Source organism: Zunongwangia sp. L-65 (assembly GCF_056859415.1).
On the sequence record NZ_JBSXOK010000041.1, the window covers coordinates 1 to 21219 of the forward strand.

Consider the following 21219-nt stretch of genomic DNA (forward strand, 5'->3'; position numbering starts at 1 on the left):
AAAATGAGAGAAGCGTTAAAATTTTAGGCTGTTTGAGCGAAGCGAGTTCCTAAAATTTAGCTTCCGAATGTACAATTTAGAGCAAGGTTCGTAAGCCTAGACTTTTTTGTTTCTTTTTTCGTCAATGGAAAAAAGAAAAAACATCAATAGAAGTTGAAAGTATCAAAGTTAGAACCTAGAAAAGAGAGAATAGACAAGAGAATCAGGAGACAAGATTAAAATTTTGAATTTTAAATGCTGAATTATGAATGGCTGTACAATGTAAACTGTATATTGAAAACAGACTTCTCAATACAACAACTTTTAAACCTTAAACATTGCATTCTAAAGGTTGTCATTTCGACTGAAGCGAAGCGAAATGGAGAAATCTAGTTGATTTAGATTTCTCGACTTCATTTCATTGCGCTCGAAATGACAAAATCTTAGGAATTGATAATTTGTATCCTAAATTTAGATGCTCCGCTATTAGAATAGGGAAAATAGACCAAAAGAGACAATACGCAAGAACCAGGAGTCAAGATTAAAATGTTGAATTTTAAATGCTGAATTTTGAATGTACTTCTGAAATCTGATTGCTGTATACCGTAAACTGTAAAGTTCTAAATATAGACCTGCTAGACTGTTAGAATCTAGAATCTACAAGACGCTGGATAAAACTTTAAAACCTTGAACTTTAAACCTTAAACATTGCATTCTAAAGGTTGTCATTTCGACTGAAGCGTAGCGAAATGGAGAAATCTTTTTTTAGTGAAGAATCTAGAAAATATACGAGAGAATCAGGAATAAACAGGAAGGAAGTTTTTAAATTTAAACCACCCGTTAGTATTGGATAATATGAAAACAGGAGAAGAAACAACTACCAAACAAAAAGTGATTAAAGGAATTACCTTTGGGATTTCCTTTATTGTGGCTTATTTTGCAGTGCAATATTTATTTTTTGATGCTAATTTAGAGGATAAACTTAAGGATGCTGCCCAAGAACTTAATGAAATTTCTCCACAGCAAATAGATCAGGATACCCGCCTGGATAGTGCTTCGACGGTTTCAGATAAAATTTTTAAGTACCACTATACTTTATTGAATTTGGAAAAAAGCGAAATAAATTCTGAAGAATTTAATAACTACATGAAACCAAATCTTACGAAAAGTGTAAAAACTTCTTCTGATTTAAAAGAATTTAGAAAGCATAAAATCACGATGAGTTATAACTATTTCGATAAAAATGGTGAATTTATAACTAATATAGATGTTACTCCTGCTATGTACGAAGGAGAATAAACATTCATTACTATTCTTCTAAAGCTTTTTTACTGCGACCTGCGGCGAGGAAAGAGGCAAATAAACCAAGTATACCAATAGTAAGGATGACGGTTAGAATATTACTGATTTCAATAGTTACGGGATAAGCTAAGCTTGGGGTAATCATTACCAGATCAAACTGCATCTGCAGGTAGATAAGAAAGATCGCACATAAAAGTCCGATAGCCCCACCAATACTACACATTAACATGCCCTGGGTAAAGAAGATATTTTTGATTTGGCCTGGCGACGCGCCCAGACTTTGCAGGGTTTTAATGTTCTCTTTTTTATCGAGAATAACCATAATAATCGATCCTACCACATTGAACAATGCGATAATTAGAACCAGTGTAAAAATAAGGTACACCGCAAGGTTTTCGGTATTTAGCATTTTGTAGAGCACATCGTTAAGCTGCGCACGGGTTCGTATTTCAACCGAATTGCCAAACAATTTCAAGATCGCGGCTTTTACTTTTTCGGCGTCAGCTTCCGCGGTTAATTTAATCTCTATGGCGCTGTAGGTGTTTTTATCTAAATCTAAAAGGCTTTGTGCAAAAGCGATATTCGAGAAAACGTATTTATCGTTAAGGTCTGAATTGATATTATAAATCCCACTTACCACCACACTTTTTTGGTTAAAAGCATCGGCAGGATTGGTTACCTGTCCTTTTCCAGGTTTAGGAACTATTAACCGCATAGGTCGGTTATAATTAAAAATCCCGGGATTTAGTTTTCGGGAAATATCCGCACCAATTACCACCTGTGGTTCAGAAGAGGTAAACCAGGTACCGTCTACCGAGCTGTCGATAACCGTAACCTGTTGATACCTTTCATCTACGCCTTTTATAAACGCCCAGGCTGTTTTTTCTTTATATTCCAGGAAAACCCGTTCTTCGATTGTTTTGCTATAGTTTGCAATGCCCTCGATTTTAGAGAATTCTTCTTCCATATTTTTAGAAAAAGTGATGGTTTTCCCTGTTTTAGGAATCACTTTTAAGTCGGGATCAAACTCATTGGCAAAAGCAAGACTAAATTCCCGAAGTCCAGAGAATCCGGATAGTACTATAAATAAAGAAAAAGCACCGGCAAAAACGCCAATAGCAGCGATTATGGTGATAATATTAATCGCATTATTACTGCTTTTAGAAAACAGGTAGCGTTTGGCGATGTAAAAAGGGAATTTCAAGCTATGACTTTTTCCTGCGGTCTAATAGATCTGGATTGCTAATTGGGTTCTCATCGCCTTTCATCGATTTTTCGATGTTCTCGATATATTCTAAAGAGTCGTCGATAAAAAAGCTAAGATCGGGCATTTTACGTAGCTGATTTTTGGTACGTAATGCCATTTGATGTTTTATTTTAGATTTAACTTCGTTTAATTCTGTTAAAATATCACCGGCGTGTTTCTGCGGAAATACGCTTAGATAGGCTTTGGCAATGCTAAGATCTGTAGTTACTTTAACTTTAGAAACAGAAATTAAAATTCCATTGATCCCGGCATCCCTTAAATTGTTATTTAAGATTTCTGCCAGATCTTTCTGCAAAACGCCTCCTATTTTTTTCTGTCTGTTTGTTTCCATGTTGCAAAAATAGTACTTTAAACTTAGCTGTAGATTTATTGAAGATAAGAATAATTATTTTAGTATCATCTTTGCTCGATAATCGAGATTAAATATACTGAAATGAAAAAGATTGAACATATAGGCATTGCCGTGAGTGATCTTGAAGCTGCCAATAAAACCTACGCAGCAGTAATGGGAAAACCACATTATAAAACCGAAGCCGTACTTAGCGAAGGGGTAAATACTTCTTTTTTTGAAATAGGGGAAAGTAAGATCGAATTACTTGCAGCAACATCAGCCGATAGTGCCATTGCAAAATCTATTCTGAAAAGAGGGGAGGGCATACATCATATTGCTTTTGCGGTAGATGATATCGAAGCAGAGATCAACAGATTAAAAAAAGAAGGCTTTCGGCTTTTAAATGAACAACCAAAACAGGGAGCAGATAGCAAGCTGGTGGTCTTTATGCATCCTAAGGATGCCAATGGAGTTTTAATCGAACTTTGCCAGGAAATCCGCTAATTTTTTAGCTGAACTCATTTCCTGACACCTACAAAAGGCGATAATCTCCTGAGGCTTGTCTGGATATTGGAAAAAGTTTTTAGGTTTTATAGCGTGAGGGATTGCGTCTAGGTTATTTAGTATCAAAACATTAAATATTTATTGGTGAGTAAATTAAAAAAATGTTTGGCGTATAACGGGGATTTATCTAAATTTGCGCACCCATAATTAATTTATGGACTGGTCCTATAGCTCAGCTGGTTAGAGCACTTGACTCATAATCAAGGGGTCCCTGGTTCGAGCCCAGGTGGGACCACTGATAAACAAAGGCTTCACGAGGTTTTCCCCGTGAAGCCTTTTTCATTTGCACATAATTTGCACATACAGTTTCTTTAACTTTATTTTAACGTCAAAACGTTCCATTTAGAGCCAAGAATTATTCTAAACCTTAATGAGATTGTTTCTATAAAATCCTATCTTGGAATTATTTGAGAGATCTATTTATGCCACGGAGTGTAAAAAATTACGAAAGAGCATTTTCAAATGCAATGCATTTGGATTCGAAAGAATTTCAAATTAAAAGAAGATTTAAGAATGATAAGAATCAATCTTGTTTGGTTCAATCGGATAATGGTGTTTTTATAATAAGCAGCCTTGAAGATCTTTATGAATTGGCTGAAACTTACCTAACAGACAATGATATGGCAATGTATCTGGATGATCTTGCCGCTAGTGAAGCTTTTGAAGAGGTTCATTACAAAATTGAATTTTATGATAAGCTGTTTACTTATATAGAAAAAGAAGATTGGCCGGATTTGAATATGGCGCTTAATCTTCATAAATTAACTGAAATTGACTTTTGGAATGCAATTAATACTTATTGTTCTCCTGAAGTATTTGGTTTTACTGTAGTTACAGCGGCTAAATTCTTTAATTTAGATATTCTTAAAAGTGATTTAGTTGAATATATTATCGAAAACGGAGAGGAACTTCTTAACCATTTCCAGGATGGTTTTTTTAGTTAGATAGAAATAGATGATCAATCATTTTATATTTATTCAGTTGATTATGATTTTGCTTAGGAAGAACACCCATTTCTTATGACAGATTGCTAATAAAATTAAGTTCTATTTTACCTCATTTTTGGTTTTTACCCTAAATGATACTAATAAAATTTTTGACTCTATAATTGAATTTCATGAGCTTGCCATAGTCAGCAGCCAAATAGGTTTCCAATTGGAATATGTTTGTATCCGTCTTTTTAAAAGTTAAACATTAGTTTAGTCAATAGAATTCTTTTAAATTTACAAGAGAGCTATACTTAACGGTCAGACAGAAAGAATTGATGAGTAATTGTCATCGCTATATTCTAGTTTCTTCTATTTTTGCATCACTTTTATCAAACAAATGGGACAGATTGATTACATAAAAGAAATTGCTAAATATGGTCTAGAAAATGATCAAAAGAACTTATTAGATTCTCTTCAAAAAATCATTTCCTATTATAGAGATAGTAAGCGTGTCAATATGGCTTTGCAGTTACAGTCATTGGTAAAAGATGCTAAACGACAATCTGGTCAATTAACCAGGGTTGGATCCGATCATTATTTCAATCAGCAGACTCAAAGAGAAATTGATGATTTAGTAATTGATAAACTACGCTCTGAATACAGATTAAAAGACTTGGTGGTTTCTGACGATGTCAAAGAGAAATTAAATCATTTTATCCGAGAGAATTTATCAGTTGAGTTTTTACAACAATTCAATTTATCGATATCTAACAAGTTGCTATTACATGGACCTTCTGGATGCGGTAAAACTTTAGCTTCCTATGTTATAGCTGGTGAGTTGGAAAAGCCCATGTATATTGTAAGTCTTGGTGCGATTGTTTCTTCAAAATTAGGAGAGACAAGTAAAAACCTAATGAAAGTTTTTAAAAAAGCTACTCAGGAAAGCTGTATTATATTCATAGATGAATTCGATTCTATTGGGAAGATAAGAGACTATAATCAGGATCATGGCGAGATGAAAAGAGTGGTGAATACTATACTTCAGTTATTTGATTATTTACCACCCGATTCCATTATTATTGCGGCGACGAATCAAGAGAAAATGATTGATGAAGCATTGGTAAGAAGGTTTGATCTAAACTTGGAATTCGAATTGCCCAACGGTAAACAAATAGAAGAATTGATTGAGCTGACCCTACGGAACGGACAGTTTCGTCTACCGAAAGACATTCATATGAGTACTATACTCAAAGCTTGTTCCAGTTTAAGTTTCTATAGTATTCAAAAAACTCTAATTAATGCTATTAAACGAACATTATTTAACCAGATGGATGATAAGAACATCAGTAAAGTAGTTGATACCAATATTTGGCTGGATCTGATCCAACAGGAGAAAAAAGCGCTAAAAAAAGATTAATTTTCTGCTTCTAAATCAGCATCACCCATAACTTCAGCTTCTGGTATTATTGTTAATTCGTTACTAACCAGCATTTCATCATAGAGACTATGATCTGTCTCATTATTTATTTCTTCGGTTACTGTAATTATGAGGGAAAAAGGATGATCTGCATTTTTATAATGCTGTAACAATTGGGTATCAATGTTAGACTTACTGATACATCTAACAGCGATAGCCAGTTCACCTTCCAGTCTTTCAATATCTGCTGGCTGTAAACGATATTCTTTTTTTTGAACATTAGAAAATAAAGCATTCTCTAAACCGTAATGATCTTCACTCCAAGAAAACGTGGACTTGCAACAAAAATGTGGACTTTAAGTTGAGTGACTATGCTGCCAGTTTGTGATTATACATATCTAATTCAAATTCTTTAATAGTCCTGTTTCCTAAATAGGAATGTCTTCTTCTGGTATTGTACCATGTCTCGATCCATTGAAAGATGGATAGTTCTGCCTGGGACCTAAGGTTATATTTATGCCAGTACACCCATTCCACTTTTAAGGATTTAAAGAATGATTCTGCCACGGCATTGTCCCAGCAGTTCCCTTTCCGGCTCATGGACTGTCTTATCAAACCCTTATGGTTTTTGAGGATACCGGTAAACCTATGGCTTGCATATTGGACACCCCTATCGGAATGGAATATCAGCGGTTTTTCCAGTACTGTGTTCTTTACGGCCATATCCCAAGCTTTTACAATGGTTGCTTCAGTAGTGAGATTGTCACTTAAGGCCCACCCAATAACCTTTCTGTTGAACAGATCGATAATTACCGTTAGGTAGTGCCAGCCCTGTCCGGTCTGGATATAGGTTAGATCACTTACCCATACCTGGTTTGCCCTATCTACTTCAAAATATTGATTCAGTAAATTAGGGGCTATCGGATAATTATGGTTACTCTCAGTAGTTGCTTTAAACTTTCGTTTTCGTTTGGCGTATAAACAGTTTGCTTTCATAATACGGGCTACCCTTGACCTGGATATTTTAAACCCCATGGCTTTCAGTTCCGCTTTTATCCTTGGGGCTCCATAGCTTTGATAACTCTGCTCGAATATGTAGGTGATCAGGGTGGAAAGTTTCTGATTCTCGTTCCAGCGCTTACTGGGGCCTGACTTTAACCAATGGTAATAACCACTTTTACTTACCCCTAATACGTTGCACATCTTCTCAACAGGAAATTTCATAAGGTGCTGTTTTATGAACCGGTATTTTTGCTGTCGCTCTTGGAGAACCTGCCAGCCGGCAGGCTGGGATGCAAATCGCCTTTTTTAAGATATCCCGTTCCATTTCAGTATCCTTTAGCTGTTTTTTCAAAAGCGCGATCTCCTTTTGTTCATCGGTCATCTTGGGATTCCCCCGACCGGGAAAACTGTTCTTCCCATAGTCCTTTTGTTCTTTACGCCAACGGTAAAGTACTGCGGGTAATATATCCAAGTCCTCACAGACTTGTGCCACACTACCTTTAGCGTAGCTTAATTCTACTGCTTTTTGTTTAAATGCTAAGGTGTAATGTTTTGGTTTTCGTTTCATCTTGGTAAAGATAATAACCAGCAAATTTTAACTCAACTTACCGTCCAGGCTAATATAGTAAGTCCAGATCCTATACTGTTTTTATAGTGTACGGGAAGTTAAGCGTAAAGTAAAAACAGCATAGGGCGCTACCTACTTATTTTTACGAAACCAGTAAATTTGAGCCTATTATCAGGGACATAGAGCCCATTTCCCGGAATATCCACTCACTATCCACTGATCTAAACTTACTTTTATTTTTTACTAAATTTTTGCCGCAAATTTCAATGGGTTTATTGCGGATTTCAGGGCATTTGACGCAAATTTACTGGTTTTTTCAAGGAAAGCATTTGTCATTACAAATCCTAGTGTTCAGCCTGTAGCCACTATTTGAATCCTTGGTATCCATCCGATATCCACTCACAGTATGCCTGGTAGGTTTCAGGATATGCTGCAAAATAATCTTCATAGGACATATTCTGTGATTCCATGATCGTCCGGTAAACTTCAAAGTTTTCCTGCTGGGTATTATTATTGGAATATCCAAAGTACCCTAACAAGCCCAGGGCCAGAATTCCGAGTATTCCGAAAAGGATCAAAAGATAATTGGGTATGATCCTGGCGTGTCTTAACTTCCGGTCAATTTCCTTTAGAATTTCATCTGTTCTTTCTTTTTCTGCTTCCTGCTTTTGTAAGAATGCATTCAGGTTCTTTTCCAAAGCTTCTGTACTAATAGGGATGCTCATTTCAGCCAGGTGCCCCGAAAGTTTCTGAAGTTCCAGCACAGCAGTTTTGAAATCAGCCATCTCATCGGCCATCAGTTCCATAATTTCATCAAGTTTTTTCATTGCTTATAATTTTAATATCCCATACCTATTCCGGTATCCCTTATAATTTTTATTGTTCCTTTTACAAGCTCTTTAGCTATTTTGGTCGACAGGTTACCGCTTAGCCGCACTGTCTTATCCAACACCTGGAAGGTTTTAGGTACTTCTTTTATCATTCTGAAACTCCTGTGTTGGGCGATCTGGGGAATTAACCGATTACCACTCATCGACCGGTGGACCTCACTGGCCTTAAGGTTAACTCCTTTGTATTCCACCCGGAAGCCCTGCAGGTGATTCGCTTTATTGATAGTGGGGATCACTTCCACCTTCTGGGCTTTCATTTTGTTTATATATTCATCCAGGGATTTTGGTCTCGATTGCAGTACCCTGTCATGTATATTTTTGATTGCCTGTCGTAGATGTTTCAATTCATTAAGCTTTTCCTGCTGTACTTCCCGAACCCTGGTAAGCCCTAATTCTTTGGCGACGTTATCGGCTGCTATTTGGCTTCGTTTACCGATAAAGCTGTCATTATAAACTTTACCATCAAAACCAATTCTGTTGGTATAGATATGAACATGGGTATGTGCTTTATCCCGATGAACAAAACCAATGGATTGATTGTTTTGCAGCTTCATTTCCTTTAAAAACTTTTTAGCGAGATCTTCCAGTTCATTTTTGCTTAAATCCTTCCCGTCCTCAATGGTGGGGCTTACGATAAAGCTTAAGGTGTTATTAATGCAGCGTTCATTTTGCGTCTGGATAATCCTAAACTCTTCAGCGATCTCCGCGGGGGTTTCTCCGGCTACGTGTTCTCTGAGCACGACTTCAGCTTCTTTCTCCTGGTTCCAGCCATAGGAGATCGATACCCTGGTGCCGGAAATGGCATGTCCTTTCCCAATCATTTTTTAAAGTTTTTTAAGTGCGTTCTGATCTCCCTGGCAAGATCCTCCACTTCCCTGGCCAGCTTTGGATCCCGTTTTCTAAACATATTGCCGATGCGAGTAAAGTTGTTTTTGTACTGTACCAGCATTTGATAAGTTTCCACTTGTTCTGGGGTGATCCGTTCTACAATATTTTTATTAAAGGCTGTATTTCTTATATATTCTGAAAGGGAAATTCCTGCCCTGGCTGCTCTTCTTTGAAGCAGCTTCTTCTCGTAGATCGAGCATCGAACCTGGATATATTCCCTTTTCATTTTTTCTTTTTAAGACTTTGCAACCACCGGGCGCAAAGCAAGATTGTCATTACAATGACACATCTTGCTTTTCCCTTTCAACTGAAATTTACCGATAGGCATTTATTACTTACCCACTTAGCTTTCTTATTACGTTTTCTTTTTTTTCAACTTCCTTCATTGATCAATTTTTCATTGAGATCGCCATAGCCAGAATAGAAATCGCTACAATCGTTTACGTTATCGAACTGGTTTAAAAGTGAAGCTGTTGCTTTTTTTCCAGCAGGATCATTATCGAGGTAGAGTAAAACTCTTTCATATTTCGGGATCAAAGTCTCGATTCCTTTTATAAAAGCCAGGGAGTTTAAAATGAGACAGTCTGAACTTTGTACTAGATCTTCATCAATGGTAGCCAGGGATAGAAAATCAAACATCCCTTCCGTAATCACCAACTGCCTGGAATCGTTTTTAATAAAAGAATAGGTTTTGGGGCTACTGGAATTTTTGAAGTATTTGTTTCTAAGTTCCCAGCCTCCTTTGCAATTTTGAAGTCCAATTGCATAATACTGTTTCTCCTTCCAGTGATACCATACCTCGTAACAAAAATGCCCGGCTAATTTTTCCGTGATCTTTCGAGTTTTCAAATAGTGGAGTAGGGCTGGATGATCTAATGGGTTTACAGCCGCAATTTGAATTTTACTTTCTTTAGGCCTTTGGTTATTTGGTGAACTGTAAATAGGTATGATGGTTTCTTGATCTAAAAACCGCAAAGCTTCTTTAACCCCACAATCTTGGATGATACATATAAGGTCAATTACATTACCTCCTTCGCCTATTCCAAAGTCGTACCACCTATTGAGTTCTTTAGAAACCTTAAAAGAGGCCTGTGTTTCTGACCGCAAGGGACTCAGAAACCAGGCTTCTTTTTCCGTTCTTCTGCTGGGAAAGTGCCCCAACTTTGCGAGGCTTTTGACGATGCAAATGTTGCGGGCTTTTTCACAGCTTAATCTTCCTGTTTTCATCAGCATTTAGTTAGTTTGTATTGATCCTGTTTATAGTTCTGGATTTTAAGCCTAACTTCTGTCATCATTATTTTTTGATGACAGTTTGATGACAATTTGATGATAGCCAAAACCCTTACTCTCGCTGGGTTCATTTTGTTCTGTCATCATTCATCAAAAAAAAGAAGTATTCAAAATCTTTTTCTTTCAAAAGCAGCTTTCATTTTGATGAAACGATGACAGCAGTCGGAACCCCCCAGCAAATACTAGTGATCGACTATCATCATTTCCTCATCAATTCATCGTTTTTTACTAAAACCCGTCTTTTGACTATGTTGTTTGCTCTGGAAAATTTTCAAGCAGGAACATTTTATTTATAGTAAAATAGCGTCCCTTGGCACCTGTAAGGTTAGTGCTACCATCTCCCCAAATAATAAACTTTTGATATTTATTCGAATTAGGCTGGCTTGAAAGTTTCCAGTCCTTTTTCAGGATTTTCCGGATTTGGGTAAGATCGGTGCGGAGCCTGGTTTTACTGATCGCATTAAAAATATCCATCGGACAAAAGTCAATTGTTTCCAGGTCGTGGTTTTCCATCACCATCATTAGAATATTGGCCAGTTCTTTTTCGATCCGGTTTTTATTATGCTGCACCAGTTTGCGCAATGCCGGGGTTTCAATTTGTGCAGGGCTAAACCACATCCTGGTTTGATGAGTAGAATGAAGTTCTCGATGTTTCAGATAGTAAAGGAATGCCGGAATTTCTTCAGTAAGTTTTTCTAAATATGAAGTCTGTTCTTTTTTAATACCGGGAACTTTTAGCACCCAGAACCGGGTTTCGTGATGGTCTATCTTGATAAAATTCTCTTCGTTGTTGCTGCTTAGTACAAACTTTCCGAAAAATTCTACTTCCCGTTTATCTTTCCCTTTAGCTTCCAGCTTATTAATATTGGTGGTACTTAAATATTTGATCCGTTCGGTGAGCTCCTCCTTGTTGAATAAGACTTCATCGATACAAATTAGCAGTTTATTCGCCCAATCAGAATTAAACTGGCTGGTAAAATTATCATTGGTAAGATAGGTAAGGTTGTTTTCGAATATTTTTTTCAACCATTTCAAAAAAGTACTTTTTCCGGTAGATCGATCCTTGGAAACCAGGCAAAGAATAGGTAGGATCTGGGTCGGCTTTATAAATAGAAGTTGCAGGTAATCCAGGCCGAGGTCGTAATGACCTCCAAAAATATGCCGGACAAATTCCAGTGATATCGGGCATTGATCCTCAAATAACTTATGGCTAAGTGGGGCATAGGTGTTGTAGAAATTAAAGTGGGAATATTTGAAATTGATATGATCAGGGATACAGGTAAAGCCATCGAATTTTGGAATCCCGGCGAGATAAGTTTTTCCGTGGTCCTGCCTAATGGTTTCAATATTCCAGGGAACAAGGGATTCATTAACCTGGCCTGAAATACTAGGTGTTTTTACCAGTTTGTAATATTGAGTCCCCACTCTAATATAAGAGCCTTCCCGTTTCATTTCTTGTTTTTAAACAATGTTTACTTCAGTGATAAAACATCATTTAAATTTAATTAAAACTGATAATAATTGAATAAAAAATATAAAAAAATTATTTTGATTGCGAATAGTGTAATTTGATGTAGGTAAATTTTTAAACCTAAAACCAAGAGCTATCATTTATAGTCAAATGACATACTGGAAAGAAATTTCTTAAACTGGTTATTTTTATGAAAAATATGGAAATTTGGAAAATTTCGGCAGATTTTGGAAAGAAGACATAATATTTATCCAAAAATTAGAAATACGATTTGACTACAGTTTACAAAAGTTTATGTAAAATTTTTTCATTTCCAATTTAAAGCATTCATCATTTTAGATTTTAATAAAGGACAACTCGAGTAATGAAATTATGCTTTAAAATGATAAATAATTGTTTGTAATTCTAACCGATTTAAAATATCAAGGTTTGATTTTACATGGTCTTGTATTGCGTACTGTCCAAAACATTATCAGGTTTTGTTTCAATATTACTTTTCTGTTTGATAAAATTTATCAATTTTTAAATTATTTGATTAGTAATTGATAAAATAATATTAACTAAAGCCTATTAAGTGCTCTAATTTTGGCTCTGATTTTAGAAATAATAAGATAAAAAGTGAAATTATGAGTAAATTCAAGGGCCTTCTTGGGTTATTATTATTGTTGTTTTGTACACAGATTGTAATGGCTCAAACTAAAACTATTACTGGGACGGTCACCGATGATAATGGTATGCCTTTGCCAAGTGTGTCAATTTTGATTCAAGGAACCACAACGGGTGTAACCACAGATTTTGATGGTAATTATAGTATCGATAATGTCAATTCTAACGATAAACTGATTTTTTCTTATGTTGGAATGAAGGAAAAAGTAGTTGAGGTAAATGAGCAAACTACTATTAATGTTGTTCTTGAAAATGATGCCAATGGTCTGGAAGAAGTTGTATTAGTAGCTTACGGGAGTTCCACCCAAAGAGATTTAACAGGAGCTGTGGGTTCCGTATCCAGTGAAGATATAGAAAAGTTTCCTGCAACCTCGGTTAGTCAGGCACTTCAAGGGAAAGCTGCAGGTGTTCAAATAACTCAAAATTCAGGGGGACCAGGAGCTGGGCTTTCGGTAAATATTAGAGGTGTAGGTTCTTTTGGAAATAACGACCCATTATATGTTGTAGATGGTTTTCCTACCCAGGATATTTCATTCTTAAATCCTAATGATATAAAGTCCATGTCGATATTAAAGGATGCTTCGGCTGCCGCAATATATGGAGTTAGGGCAAATGCCGGAGTGGTTATTATTGAAACCAAAAAAGGTCTTAGGGATAGAGTTACGGTTAGTATCGATTCCTGGGCCGGGTTTCAGTTGGAACCGGAGCAAATTGATATGTTAGACGTTAATCAATTTACAGATTTTGCACTCGAAATAGCCGAAAATCAAGATAAGCAAGTTTTAGATGAATGGAGAAATCCGGGAGACTTGCGTAATATCAATTGGCAGGATTATGCTTTTGATACAGGTTTTAGGCAAGGTCATAATATTAGTATTCGTGGTGGAGGTGAAAAAGCTAGAGCTGCTCTGAGTGTTGGAATGGTGGATGAAGAAGGCGTCATTTTAACCTCTTCTTACAAACGTTACAATATTGGGTTAAATGCTGATTATGATATTCTGGATAATTTAACCGCCAGAGCAGATATGAAATATGCATATTCTGAGAGTTATCAGAATCTATCTCAGGGTTATTATGGATTTACAAAATTGCTCACAAACGTGCCTTATCTTGATGACCGAACAGGTACTAACCAACCTTATGACGGGAATGGTAATTATGGAGCTTTTCCTGATACCGGTTTACTTTCAACCACAAATAATGTTTTGGCCAGTGCCTTGCAAAACGACAATGATAATGGTACCAATAATCTTTTAGGTAACCTCGCTTTGGAATATAGCTTCCTTGATGGATTTAAGGCGACGGGTAAATTTGGTTTCCAAACTCAGAATTATGCTGGATGGTCTTTCCTTCCAAGATATAATCGTGGTAATTCTAATGCTGATAATAATCCTTCAGCAACCTATACCATAAACCAAAGCACCTTTAATGAATATCTCGCTGAAGGTTTATTAGAATACAAAAAGACATTTGAAGACCATAGAATTGAAGTCTTGCTTGGAGTTTCTGCACAAAAGAATAAGTTTAAGAATGTATATGTAGAATCAAGAGGGTTTTTAAGTGATGATATTCGAGATCTTGCTGCTGCCGAAGAAGTAACTAATAGGTCTGGTACTTGGGGAACGGCTACTTTTGCAAGTACCTTCGGGAGATTCAACTATACTTTTAAAGACAGATACACCCTTACGGCAACGCTGCGTAGGGATGGGGTAGGAAATAAATTTTCAGAAAATAATTTATATGGAACTTTTCCTTCTTTAGCAGCTGGATGGAATATAGATGAGGAAGCATTTATGGAGAATTCCACTTTTGACTTATTAAAATTAAGAGGAAGCTGGGGTGAAACAGGGAATAGTCAAGGGATTGAGCCTTTCCAGTTCTTTACTTCATATACCGGTGGACCCACCAATGATAATAATGGATATGTTTTTGGTGGACAGCCCGTTTCCGGGTTGGCGCCTTCCACTTTGGGGAATCCTAATTTAGGTTGGGAATCTCAGGTTCAAACGAATGTAGGTATCGATGCTGAATTGTTTAATAGACAGCTTTATTTTACTGTGGATTATTTTCATAAGTCTGCAGAGGACTTTTTGCTAAGGGAAACAACGCCACCGCAAACAGGATTTACTTCAAGAACTGTAAACGCCGGAAATGTTGAAAATAGAGGTCTCGAATTACTTGTAGGATATCGCAAGAATCAAGGAGATTTTCAATTTGATCTATCTGCGAATTTCACAAAAATTGAAAATGAAATTACAGCACTAACAAGAAACCAAGATTTTTTGATTTTTGAGACCAACTTTGTTCCAAATTTTGTGGACAATTGGTTAGGTTTCACCCGCTCTTATGTCGGTGGTAATGTAGGTACCTTTTATGGATATAGGGCAAACGGAATTTTTCAAACACAGGCAGAAATTGATGAATTAAACGCTGAAGCACCAGATGGTACTTATCAAGAATCCACCGGGGAAAATCCTATCGCTCCCGGAGATAGGCGTTTTGTAGATTTAAATAATGATGGAGAAATAACGGCGGCAGACCGCGAAGTTATCGGGAGCCCCTTTCCAGATTTTTATGGAGGTGTAAATTTCAATGGCTCTTATAAAAATTTCGAACTTGGAATAGCCCTTTATGGTTCTTATGGAAATGACATTTTAAACTTTACCAGAGTGGAGCAAGAAACTGCCGGAGGTTATGGTATAAACAGTGCTTACACCAACGTAAGTCAGGAGTATTATGAAAATAGGTGGACCCCGGAAAACCCATCTAATACTTACGCTAGAGCGGTGGTAGAGGATGTGAACCAGAATAACCGGGTTTCTGATCATTTTGTCGAAGATGGTTCTTTTTTAAGACTAAGAAACATCCAACTTGCCTATAACCTATCGCCTGATGTCATAGAAAACATAGGTCTAACAAATGCTAAGGTATACGTTAGTGGGCAGAATTTACTCACGTTAACCGGCTATAGCGGAATGGATCCTGAAATAGGTAGTGTGACTGATATTGATGGTAATGGAGGGGTTCAATCAAGAGGAGTAGATTTTGGTGCATATCCATCTCCTCAGACTTTCACAGTAGGTGTTAATTTACAATTCTAAAATTAAAAGTATGAATTTAAAAAAGCTAAAAATAACCAGTATTTGTCTTTTTCTAACAATATTAGGTTGTTCTGATGATTATTTAATTGATCAGCAATATGACGGAGTAACTGATGAAATAGTATTTAATGATCCTGAAACCGCATCAGCGGTCGTCACAAGTGTTTATGATACCTTTCAAGGTGGGCCAGTAGAATATTTAACAAAGGCGGTATTTTATCCGGCTAATTTCTTAACTCAGGATTTTAAGAATATAGGCTCTGATGCATTTTTTCAAACCTTTCAAATTCCCGTAACCTTCGTGCCATTTAATAATATGTGGACTCAAAATTATATTGGTATAGGTAGAGCAAACAATGCAATTTACAATATAAATTTAATGGTTGAGGAAGGAGATATTGAAGCTGAATACGGTAATAGATTAATTTCAGAATCAAGAGCTTTAAGAGGTGTGCTATATTCTATTATGGCGTCTAATTTTGGAGGTGTACCAATTGTAACTCAAACAGCTGAACGGATAGAGGACCCTGAAGCTCCCAGAAATACACAGGAGGAAGTTTTTCGTCAGGTGATTGAGGATATGGAGATGGCAGCAGAATATTTACCCTGGGAATATCCCGAATCGGAAACTGGGCGGATTACTAAGGGAGCGGCTTATGCCTATATGGGTAGTGCATATATGTGGCTTGGAGAATATCAGAATGCAATTGAAGCTTTTGAAATGTTAGAAGGACATTATACGCTTGAGGACGACTTTCTTGCTATTCATGCAAATGATAATCAAAATAATAACGAATCAATTTTTGAAGTTCAGCTATATGACGAATCTGGTGATCTAGGTTGGGGACGTGACGATAATAAAACGTTTATTCAATCTTTTACGATGCCTAATGAAATTGGAAATGGTGGGGGATACGCAGTTCCAACTGAAGCTTTATACAATTCCTTTGAAGATGGGGACGAAAGAAGGCCTGCTACTCTCATTGGACCTGGGGAGGAACATCCAGATCCCATTATAGATATTGCTATGTATGAAAATGTACAGCAAAATTTTGGAGGTATTAATACCTTAGGTACAGAAGAAGATCCTTGGACGGGTATTGACGGCCTTCCGGGGAGAGAAGGGTATTATGCAGTCAAATTATGGAGAAACCCTATTGTAGACGGTTGGTCAGGACCTAATATTTTTGGAGGTCAAAACTTAATATTTTTGAGATATGGGGAAGTGCTTTTAAGCCTTGCTGAGTCTTACCATAAAATAGGCAACGATTCAAAATCTATGGAATATTTAATGAGAGTTCGAAACCGAGCTGGATTGGAACAACCACCCCAAGGTGAACTTATGAATTCAATACTTGAAGAGTATAGGCACGAATTAGCCGGTGAATTTTCACTCTGGTGGGTTCTAAGACGCTCTGGTGACCATATTGAGTATATTCAAGATCGTTTTGATATTGCCATTCCAGAGGGAAAGGATTTAATGCCCATTCCGCAACAACAAATTGACATAAATCCAAATTTATCTCAAAACCCAGGATATTAATTAAACCATTAAGTTAAATTCAGGGTAAAGGCTCCAGCTAAAATGGAGCCTTTTTTATGCATAGGATCATAAAGTGACGTTAACCTTAAGGTACTAGTCTTAGATTAATAATTAGAACCAAATAGCTACGGGGTCCATTTCAGGTTGACCATAGAAGGTACTGATGCTAAGAATAGAAAATGAATAAATACATTGCATTTCAACCTCGTTCTTACCCATTGTTTAAAAACAGAAAAGAGGGGAGAGGAGAACTGGTTTTTTTGCTAGGTTTCATAGCCGTGTTCGGCTTTATTACTTTTCGGAAGCATTAGGAAAAGTAATATTTAACTTGAGAAATCAGTAGTAATTACTGATTTATTCTTATGATTATAAAAATTGTAGAATCAAAATGGAGCATTAGTTTAATTATAGAGACAATAGGTCATATTCAGTATTTTTTTGATTTACTCTTTGGAAGATGAATAATCAAATTCATAAAATTTCCCAAATCCTTTAGATTTATGCTCATCAGAGACTGCAAACATCCCTAGCATTATACCTGTAAATCCTCCTGCAGTTTCAGAACTTAAGTATCTTACATCCATTTTTTCAATGAAATTATAGTTTTCTCCATCAAGAGAATACGAAAAATCATAATAATCATTACTACCTTCAATATTGAGGTAAACAACTTCTTCGTTAGAAAGCTCAGTTATAAATTTCTCATGGGTTAATTCTCCCAAAATATAGCGTAGCACTAACTGTTGTTTAGAATTATTTTTTTGTCTCAGAAAAGGGTCGTAGTGTGATTGATGATCCATAAAAACTGTTACTCCTGCTTCATCTTTTTCACTTGCATCTAATAGATTCAACTTTACAATAGAATTGAAATTAATGTGTTCCTGGCGTCGTGCAATTAAAGTTGGTGAGCCGTTATCGTTTAAAGAAACGGGAGATACTTTTAGGTTTATAGATCCTTCCTTATCGTTGATACTATAATTATTCATAATAGGGTTTCTAATGTAATTCCATTTATGCCCGAGTTCTTTTTTAGTGAAATCTACTGGCTCCTTTGAATCTTCAAATGGTTGTAATGCTAAAGTTGGAACGTCCATATCAAGGCTAACTGTTCCGCTTTTATTAATTACCGGCCAGTTGTCATTATTCCAAGATGCCGGAGCTAAAAAAGTTTCCCTACCTAGCATATGGTGGTTCCCTGATTTAGGTCTGAATCCCAAAAAAACTACCCACCAGCTTCCGTCCTCTACCTGAACAAAATCTCCGTGTCCGGTGCCCTGAATTGGACTTGTTTGGGTTTCTACACCGATATGGGTTAAGATTGGATTTTAGGATTAGATTCATATGGTCCTTCAATATTTCTGCTGCGGGCTATGGTTACGGTATGTCCATACTCTGTACCTCCTTCCGATAATAAAAGGTAATACCAATCATCTTTTTTATAGATATGAGGGGCTTCGGGATATCTTCCTCCGGTACCACTCCAAATTGGTACAGGTTCTGAAAGTTGCTCAATTGTTTTAGGATTTATTTCAGAGAGGTATATTTGATTATCTGGGTTTAGGTAAAATAACATTTTCCATCCTCGAAAAACAGGGATGGGTCTATTCCCTTTTGTTCTAGCCATATTGGTTCTGACCATTCACCTTTTGGGTCTTCAGTATAAACTAAAAAATTACCTTTATGGGAAACATTTGTAGAAACCATATAGAAGAAATCCTTGTGGTAACGGATGGTTGGAGCATATATACCTTCTGAGATACCTGCATTTTGTAAATTAAGCTGTGATTCCCTTATTAAACAATGACCTATTTGCTCCCAGTTTACTAAATCTTTGCTATGAAAAATTGGTACCCCTGGAAAATAGGCGAAACTACTATTTACCAAATAAAAATCATCACCTTTACAAACACTGGGATCTGGATGAAACCTCTCAATAATGGGATTTTTAAAGTCCTGTGCGTTGCAAAGGGCTATCGCAAAAAAGAAGCAAAGAAGAAAAGGAAGTAGTCTGCTCATCGGTATGTGAAATCTTTAAACTTTTAGATATAATTACTCAGTAACCAAACTTGTAAATCCTGCTCCCTGTAATTGCAATGTAATCGAACCATTTCGCACCGATAATGTGTCCGTTAGTTCGTTTGATTTTTCTTTGTTAGTAAGGAACACCTTCATTTTGCTCACTTCTTTAGGTAAACCTGTTATTGTTACTTTTCGGGTAGCACCTTTATTTACCAGGTGAATAGCATAAACGCCTTTTTCCTTATCACCGTATGCAGCAGCAGTTATAGCATCATTGCTAGTGGTGATGGGAAGTGCGTAAAGGCCTTTTGGCGTATTACCTAATTGCTGAAGATTAAAAAATCTTTGAGTTGGATGTAATTCTTCTTCAGTATTCCCGAAAATACCACCGCCCGACATCGGTGAATAATCGGCGGTAAGCTGCCATTGTAGTATTGTTAAAGGTTGGGCTTTGTTTAATATCTTTAAATAGACATCAATTTCATCTAAAGCATAGGTAGGTTCTTCCAAAATTTGAGGATAACGCCATGCTCCAGCATCTATGCTCCCTTCCCCAATAAAGAGTGGCTTATCTACACGGTTTGAAATATCATACCATTTTAGAAGGTTCTCATCCGTCCATCCACGCCAGGAATGAAATGAAACCCCACCAATATAAGGTCGGCTTTGAGGATCGGTAGAAGCCGTGGTTGTAAAATCCCAGCCATTGGCATCAGCAGTGTCTCCCAGTAAAAATTCAGTTTTCAGTCCATTTTCCCGAAAATAGGCTCCCAATTCTTTAATCATTTCATTGTGATCTTCCTCTGTTTGGCGAACATCAATGCCTAAATCGGCTTCATTAAAAGAGAACATAACCGTTTCTACACCATATTCTTGCTTAAGATATTTAATATAGGATGTAAGAGAATTATAAATTTTCTCCTTTTTTTGAAGGTTGAGCAAATTACCCCGATTTCCATTCATATCTAATCCGCTTGAAGGTTCTCCGATTATTGCCCAACGGGGAGCAAACCAGGCAGCGAGAATTACTGGGATTCCTTTTTTATCCAGGCGTTGCGCCATTTCCATAGCAGCTTCTACCTTTGGATCAAGGTTACCTTTTCTGGCTTCTTCAATAGGATCTTTACTTGCATCAGGATGCCATTCTCTCCAGGGCATTTCAACTCGTGACCAGGCAACTCTAAGATTTTTCAGGCTATAGTCGATTACCTGAGGATCTGTCTCAGGGTTTTGCAACCTGAAATTACCACCAATTCCATCGAATTTCTTCCCTTCCTGTTGAGGGAAAACTTTCAGTTCTACAATTGAATTATCAATTTCTCCAGTAGCTTTAATGCTAAAGGTATTGCTGTAGTTTTTCTTTGGCGAAATTTCACCCGAGGCAATCTCAAAATTTAACTGATAAAAACCTTCTGAATTTTTTCTGATTATAACCTTAGTTTGATGTTTAAAATCAATTACAAATTCTCTTGAAGGAACACTTACCACTAAACCTTCGGTTGGTGCATTATATAAACCATCCAAATTTCCAGAAAGATCATTACTTGAAAGTGATGATGGAGTTCTAAAGTCAAATTGAGTTTCCTTTCCAAACTCTTCAGGCAATTCTATTCGAAAAAACGCCCCATTGAGATATAGAGAATCGGGAGAACTGAACTCAACTTTTATATTAGCTTTTCCTTCTTTAACATCGCTAATTGTTTGTTTCCAGTTGATGCTATCCATTTGATAGCTGAATGTTTTGATACCCTGATTCCTTTTAAAATCTATATCTTGGCCTTCTTTTCTGGTAATCCAAGCATTATCCCAATTAGATTTCATTAATACAAGGCTGGAATTAAATTCCATTAATTGATTGTCGACCCTGATGCCTGTCATATTTCCCCAGGTTGTAAATTCGGCCTGTGCAAGAATAGAAGGCGCCCCAATTAATATAAATAAGATGGTAAATAGATTTTTCATTTTTTCATTTGAGTTTTTTGAATTGCTGTT

18 protein-coding genes, 1 tRNA gene and 2 pseudogenes are annotated in these 21219 nt (G+C 36.6%); 7 read left to right on the forward strand and 14 right to left on the reverse strand.

Translation table 11 applies throughout. From position 1 onward, the window contains the following. Positions 1 to 834 precede the first annotated feature (834 nt). On the forward strand, positions 835 to 1278 hold the full coding sequence (locus AC13DP_RS04415) for a hypothetical protein (RefSeq protein WP_347406497.1): 444 nt from the start codon (positions 835 to 837) through the stop codon (positions 1276 to 1278). 10 nt (positions 1279 to 1288) lie between these two features. Here AC13DP_RS04415 and AC13DP_RS04420 read toward each other — a convergent pair whose 3' ends face one another. Further along, positions 1289 to 2485: an ABC transporter permease gene (locus AC13DP_RS04420; RefSeq protein ID WP_347406496.1), complete on the reverse strand. Its 1197-nt coding sequence runs from the start codon at positions 2483 to 2485 to the stop codon at positions 1289 to 1291. A gap of 1 nt (position 2486) precedes the next feature. Then, positions 2487 to 2879, reverse strand: a complete 393-nt coding sequence (gene rbfA, locus AC13DP_RS04425; RefSeq protein ID WP_013074048.1) for a 30S ribosome-binding factor RbfA — start codon at positions 2877 to 2879, stop codon at positions 2487 to 2489. A gap of 102 nt (positions 2880 to 2981) precedes the next feature. Here rbfA and mce point away from each other — a divergent pair, with 102 nt between their 5' ends. From mce to AC13DP_RS04445, 4 genes are all read left to right on the forward strand, one after another. Continuing rightward, positions 2982 to 3383, forward strand: coding sequence for a methylmalonyl-CoA epimerase (gene mce / locus AC13DP_RS04430; RefSeq protein ID WP_347406495.1), 402 nt, complete (start codon positions 2982 to 2984; stop codon positions 3381 to 3383). 221 nt (positions 3384 to 3604) lie between these two features. After that, a tRNA-Ile gene (locus AC13DP_RS04435) sits at positions 3605 to 3678 on the forward strand. 187 nt (positions 3679 to 3865) lie between these two features. Continuing rightward, positions 3866 to 4387 carry a hypothetical protein gene (locus tag AC13DP_RS04440; protein ID WP_347406494.1) on the forward strand — a complete coding sequence of 174 codons (522 nt, stop codon included), beginning with the start codon at positions 3866 to 3868 and terminating at the stop codon, positions 4385 to 4387. Positions 4388 to 4769: 382 nt separating this feature from the next. Further along, on the forward strand, positions 4770 to 5789 hold the full coding sequence (locus tag AC13DP_RS04445) for an AAA family ATPase (RefSeq protein ID WP_347406493.1): 1020 nt from the start codon (positions 4770 to 4772) through the stop codon (positions 5787 to 5789). Here AC13DP_RS04445 and AC13DP_RS04450 read toward each other — a convergent pair. The 7 genes and pseudogenes from AC13DP_RS04450 to AC13DP_RS04480 all read right to left on the reverse strand — a co-directional run bounded on the left by AC13DP_RS04450 (position 5786) and on the right by AC13DP_RS04480 (position 11879). Then, positions 5786 to 5962 carry a hypothetical protein gene (locus AC13DP_RS04450; RefSeq protein ID WP_347406492.1) on the reverse strand — a complete coding sequence of 59 codons (177 nt, stop codon included), beginning with the start codon at positions 5960 to 5962 and terminating at the stop codon, positions 5786 to 5788. The two genes, AC13DP_RS04445 and AC13DP_RS04450, sit on opposite strands and share 4 nt — an antisense overlap. Before the next feature lie 196 nt (positions 5963 to 6158). Next, positions 6159 to 7359, reverse strand: a pseudogene (locus tag AC13DP_RS04455) (IS3 family transposase). Between the two features lie 365 nt (positions 7360 to 7724). Further along, on the reverse strand, positions 7725 to 8186 hold the full coding sequence (locus AC13DP_RS04460) for a DUF6730 family protein (protein ID WP_347406491.1): 462 nt from the start codon (positions 8184 to 8186) through the stop codon (positions 7725 to 7727). An 11-nt stretch (positions 8187 to 8197) separates the two neighbouring features. Beyond that, a complete protein-coding gene (locus tag AC13DP_RS04465) occupies positions 8198 to 9070 on the reverse strand; it encodes a relaxase/mobilization nuclease domain-containing protein (RefSeq protein ID WP_347406490.1) in 873 nt (290 codons plus the stop codon). Continuing rightward, positions 9067 to 9363: a mobilization protein MbpA gene (gene mbpA / locus AC13DP_RS04470; RefSeq protein ID WP_347406489.1), complete on the reverse strand. Its 297-nt coding sequence runs from the start codon at positions 9361 to 9363 to the stop codon at positions 9067 to 9069. The genes AC13DP_RS04465 and mbpA overlap by 4 nt, the downstream gene beginning before the upstream one ends. Positions 9364 to 9509: 146 nt before the next feature. Then, on the reverse strand, positions 9510 to 10364 hold the full coding sequence (locus AC13DP_RS04475) for a toprim domain-containing protein (protein ID WP_347406488.1): 855 nt from the start codon (positions 10362 to 10364) through the stop codon (positions 9510 to 9512). 309 nt (positions 10365 to 10673) lie between these two features. After that, the gene (locus AC13DP_RS04480) at positions 10674 to 11879 is read right to left on the reverse strand and encodes a primase-helicase family protein (protein WP_483067364.1); all 1206 of its coding nucleotides are present in this window, start codon (positions 11877 to 11879) and stop codon (positions 10674 to 10676) included. Between the two features lie 645 nt (positions 11880 to 12524). Between AC13DP_RS04480 and AC13DP_RS04485 the strand changes: the two genes are divergently transcribed. Further along, entirely contained in the window at positions 12525 to 15665 is a 3141-nt protein-coding gene (locus AC13DP_RS04485; protein WP_483067365.1) for a SusC/RagA family TonB-linked outer membrane protein, read from the forward strand. Between the two features lie 10 nt (positions 15666 to 15675). Further along, on the forward strand, positions 15676 to 17208 hold the full coding sequence (locus AC13DP_RS04490; RefSeq protein ID WP_483067366.1) for a RagB/SusD family nutrient uptake outer membrane protein: 1533 nt from the start codon (positions 15676 to 15678) through the stop codon (positions 17206 to 17208). 443 nt (positions 17209 to 17651) lie between these two features. Here AC13DP_RS04490 and AC13DP_RS04495 read toward each other — a convergent pair whose 3' ends face one another. From AC13DP_RS04495 to AC13DP_RS04515, 5 genes and pseudogenes are all read right to left on the reverse strand, one after another. Then, entirely contained in the window at positions 17652 to 18392 is a 741-nt protein-coding gene (locus tag AC13DP_RS04495; protein ID WP_483067367.1) for a beta-xylosidase family glycoside hydrolase, read from the reverse strand. Positions 18393 to 18395: 3 nt separating this feature from the next. After that, positions 18396 to 18527, reverse strand: a pseudogene (locus AC13DP_RS04500) (hypothetical protein); the annotation flags it as partial. Then, complete coding sequence (locus AC13DP_RS04505) at positions 18521 to 18781, reverse strand: family 43 glycosylhydrolase (RefSeq protein ID WP_347406483.1); 261 nt, start codon at positions 18779 to 18781, stop codon at positions 18521 to 18523. The gene AC13DP_RS04505 and the pseudogene AC13DP_RS04500, both read right to left, overlap by 7 nt. After that, a complete protein-coding gene (locus AC13DP_RS04510) occupies positions 18766 to 19224 on the reverse strand; it encodes a family 43 glycosylhydrolase (protein WP_347406482.1) in 459 nt (152 codons plus the stop codon). Before AC13DP_RS04510 ends, AC13DP_RS04505 begins: the two co-directional genes overlap by 16 nt. 33 nt (positions 19225 to 19257) lie before the next feature. After that, positions 19258 to 21189, reverse strand: coding sequence for a glycoside hydrolase (locus AC13DP_RS04515; protein WP_347406481.1), 1932 nt, complete (start codon positions 21187 to 21189; stop codon positions 19258 to 19260). Between the last annotated feature and the right edge of the window lie 30 nt (positions 21190 to 21219).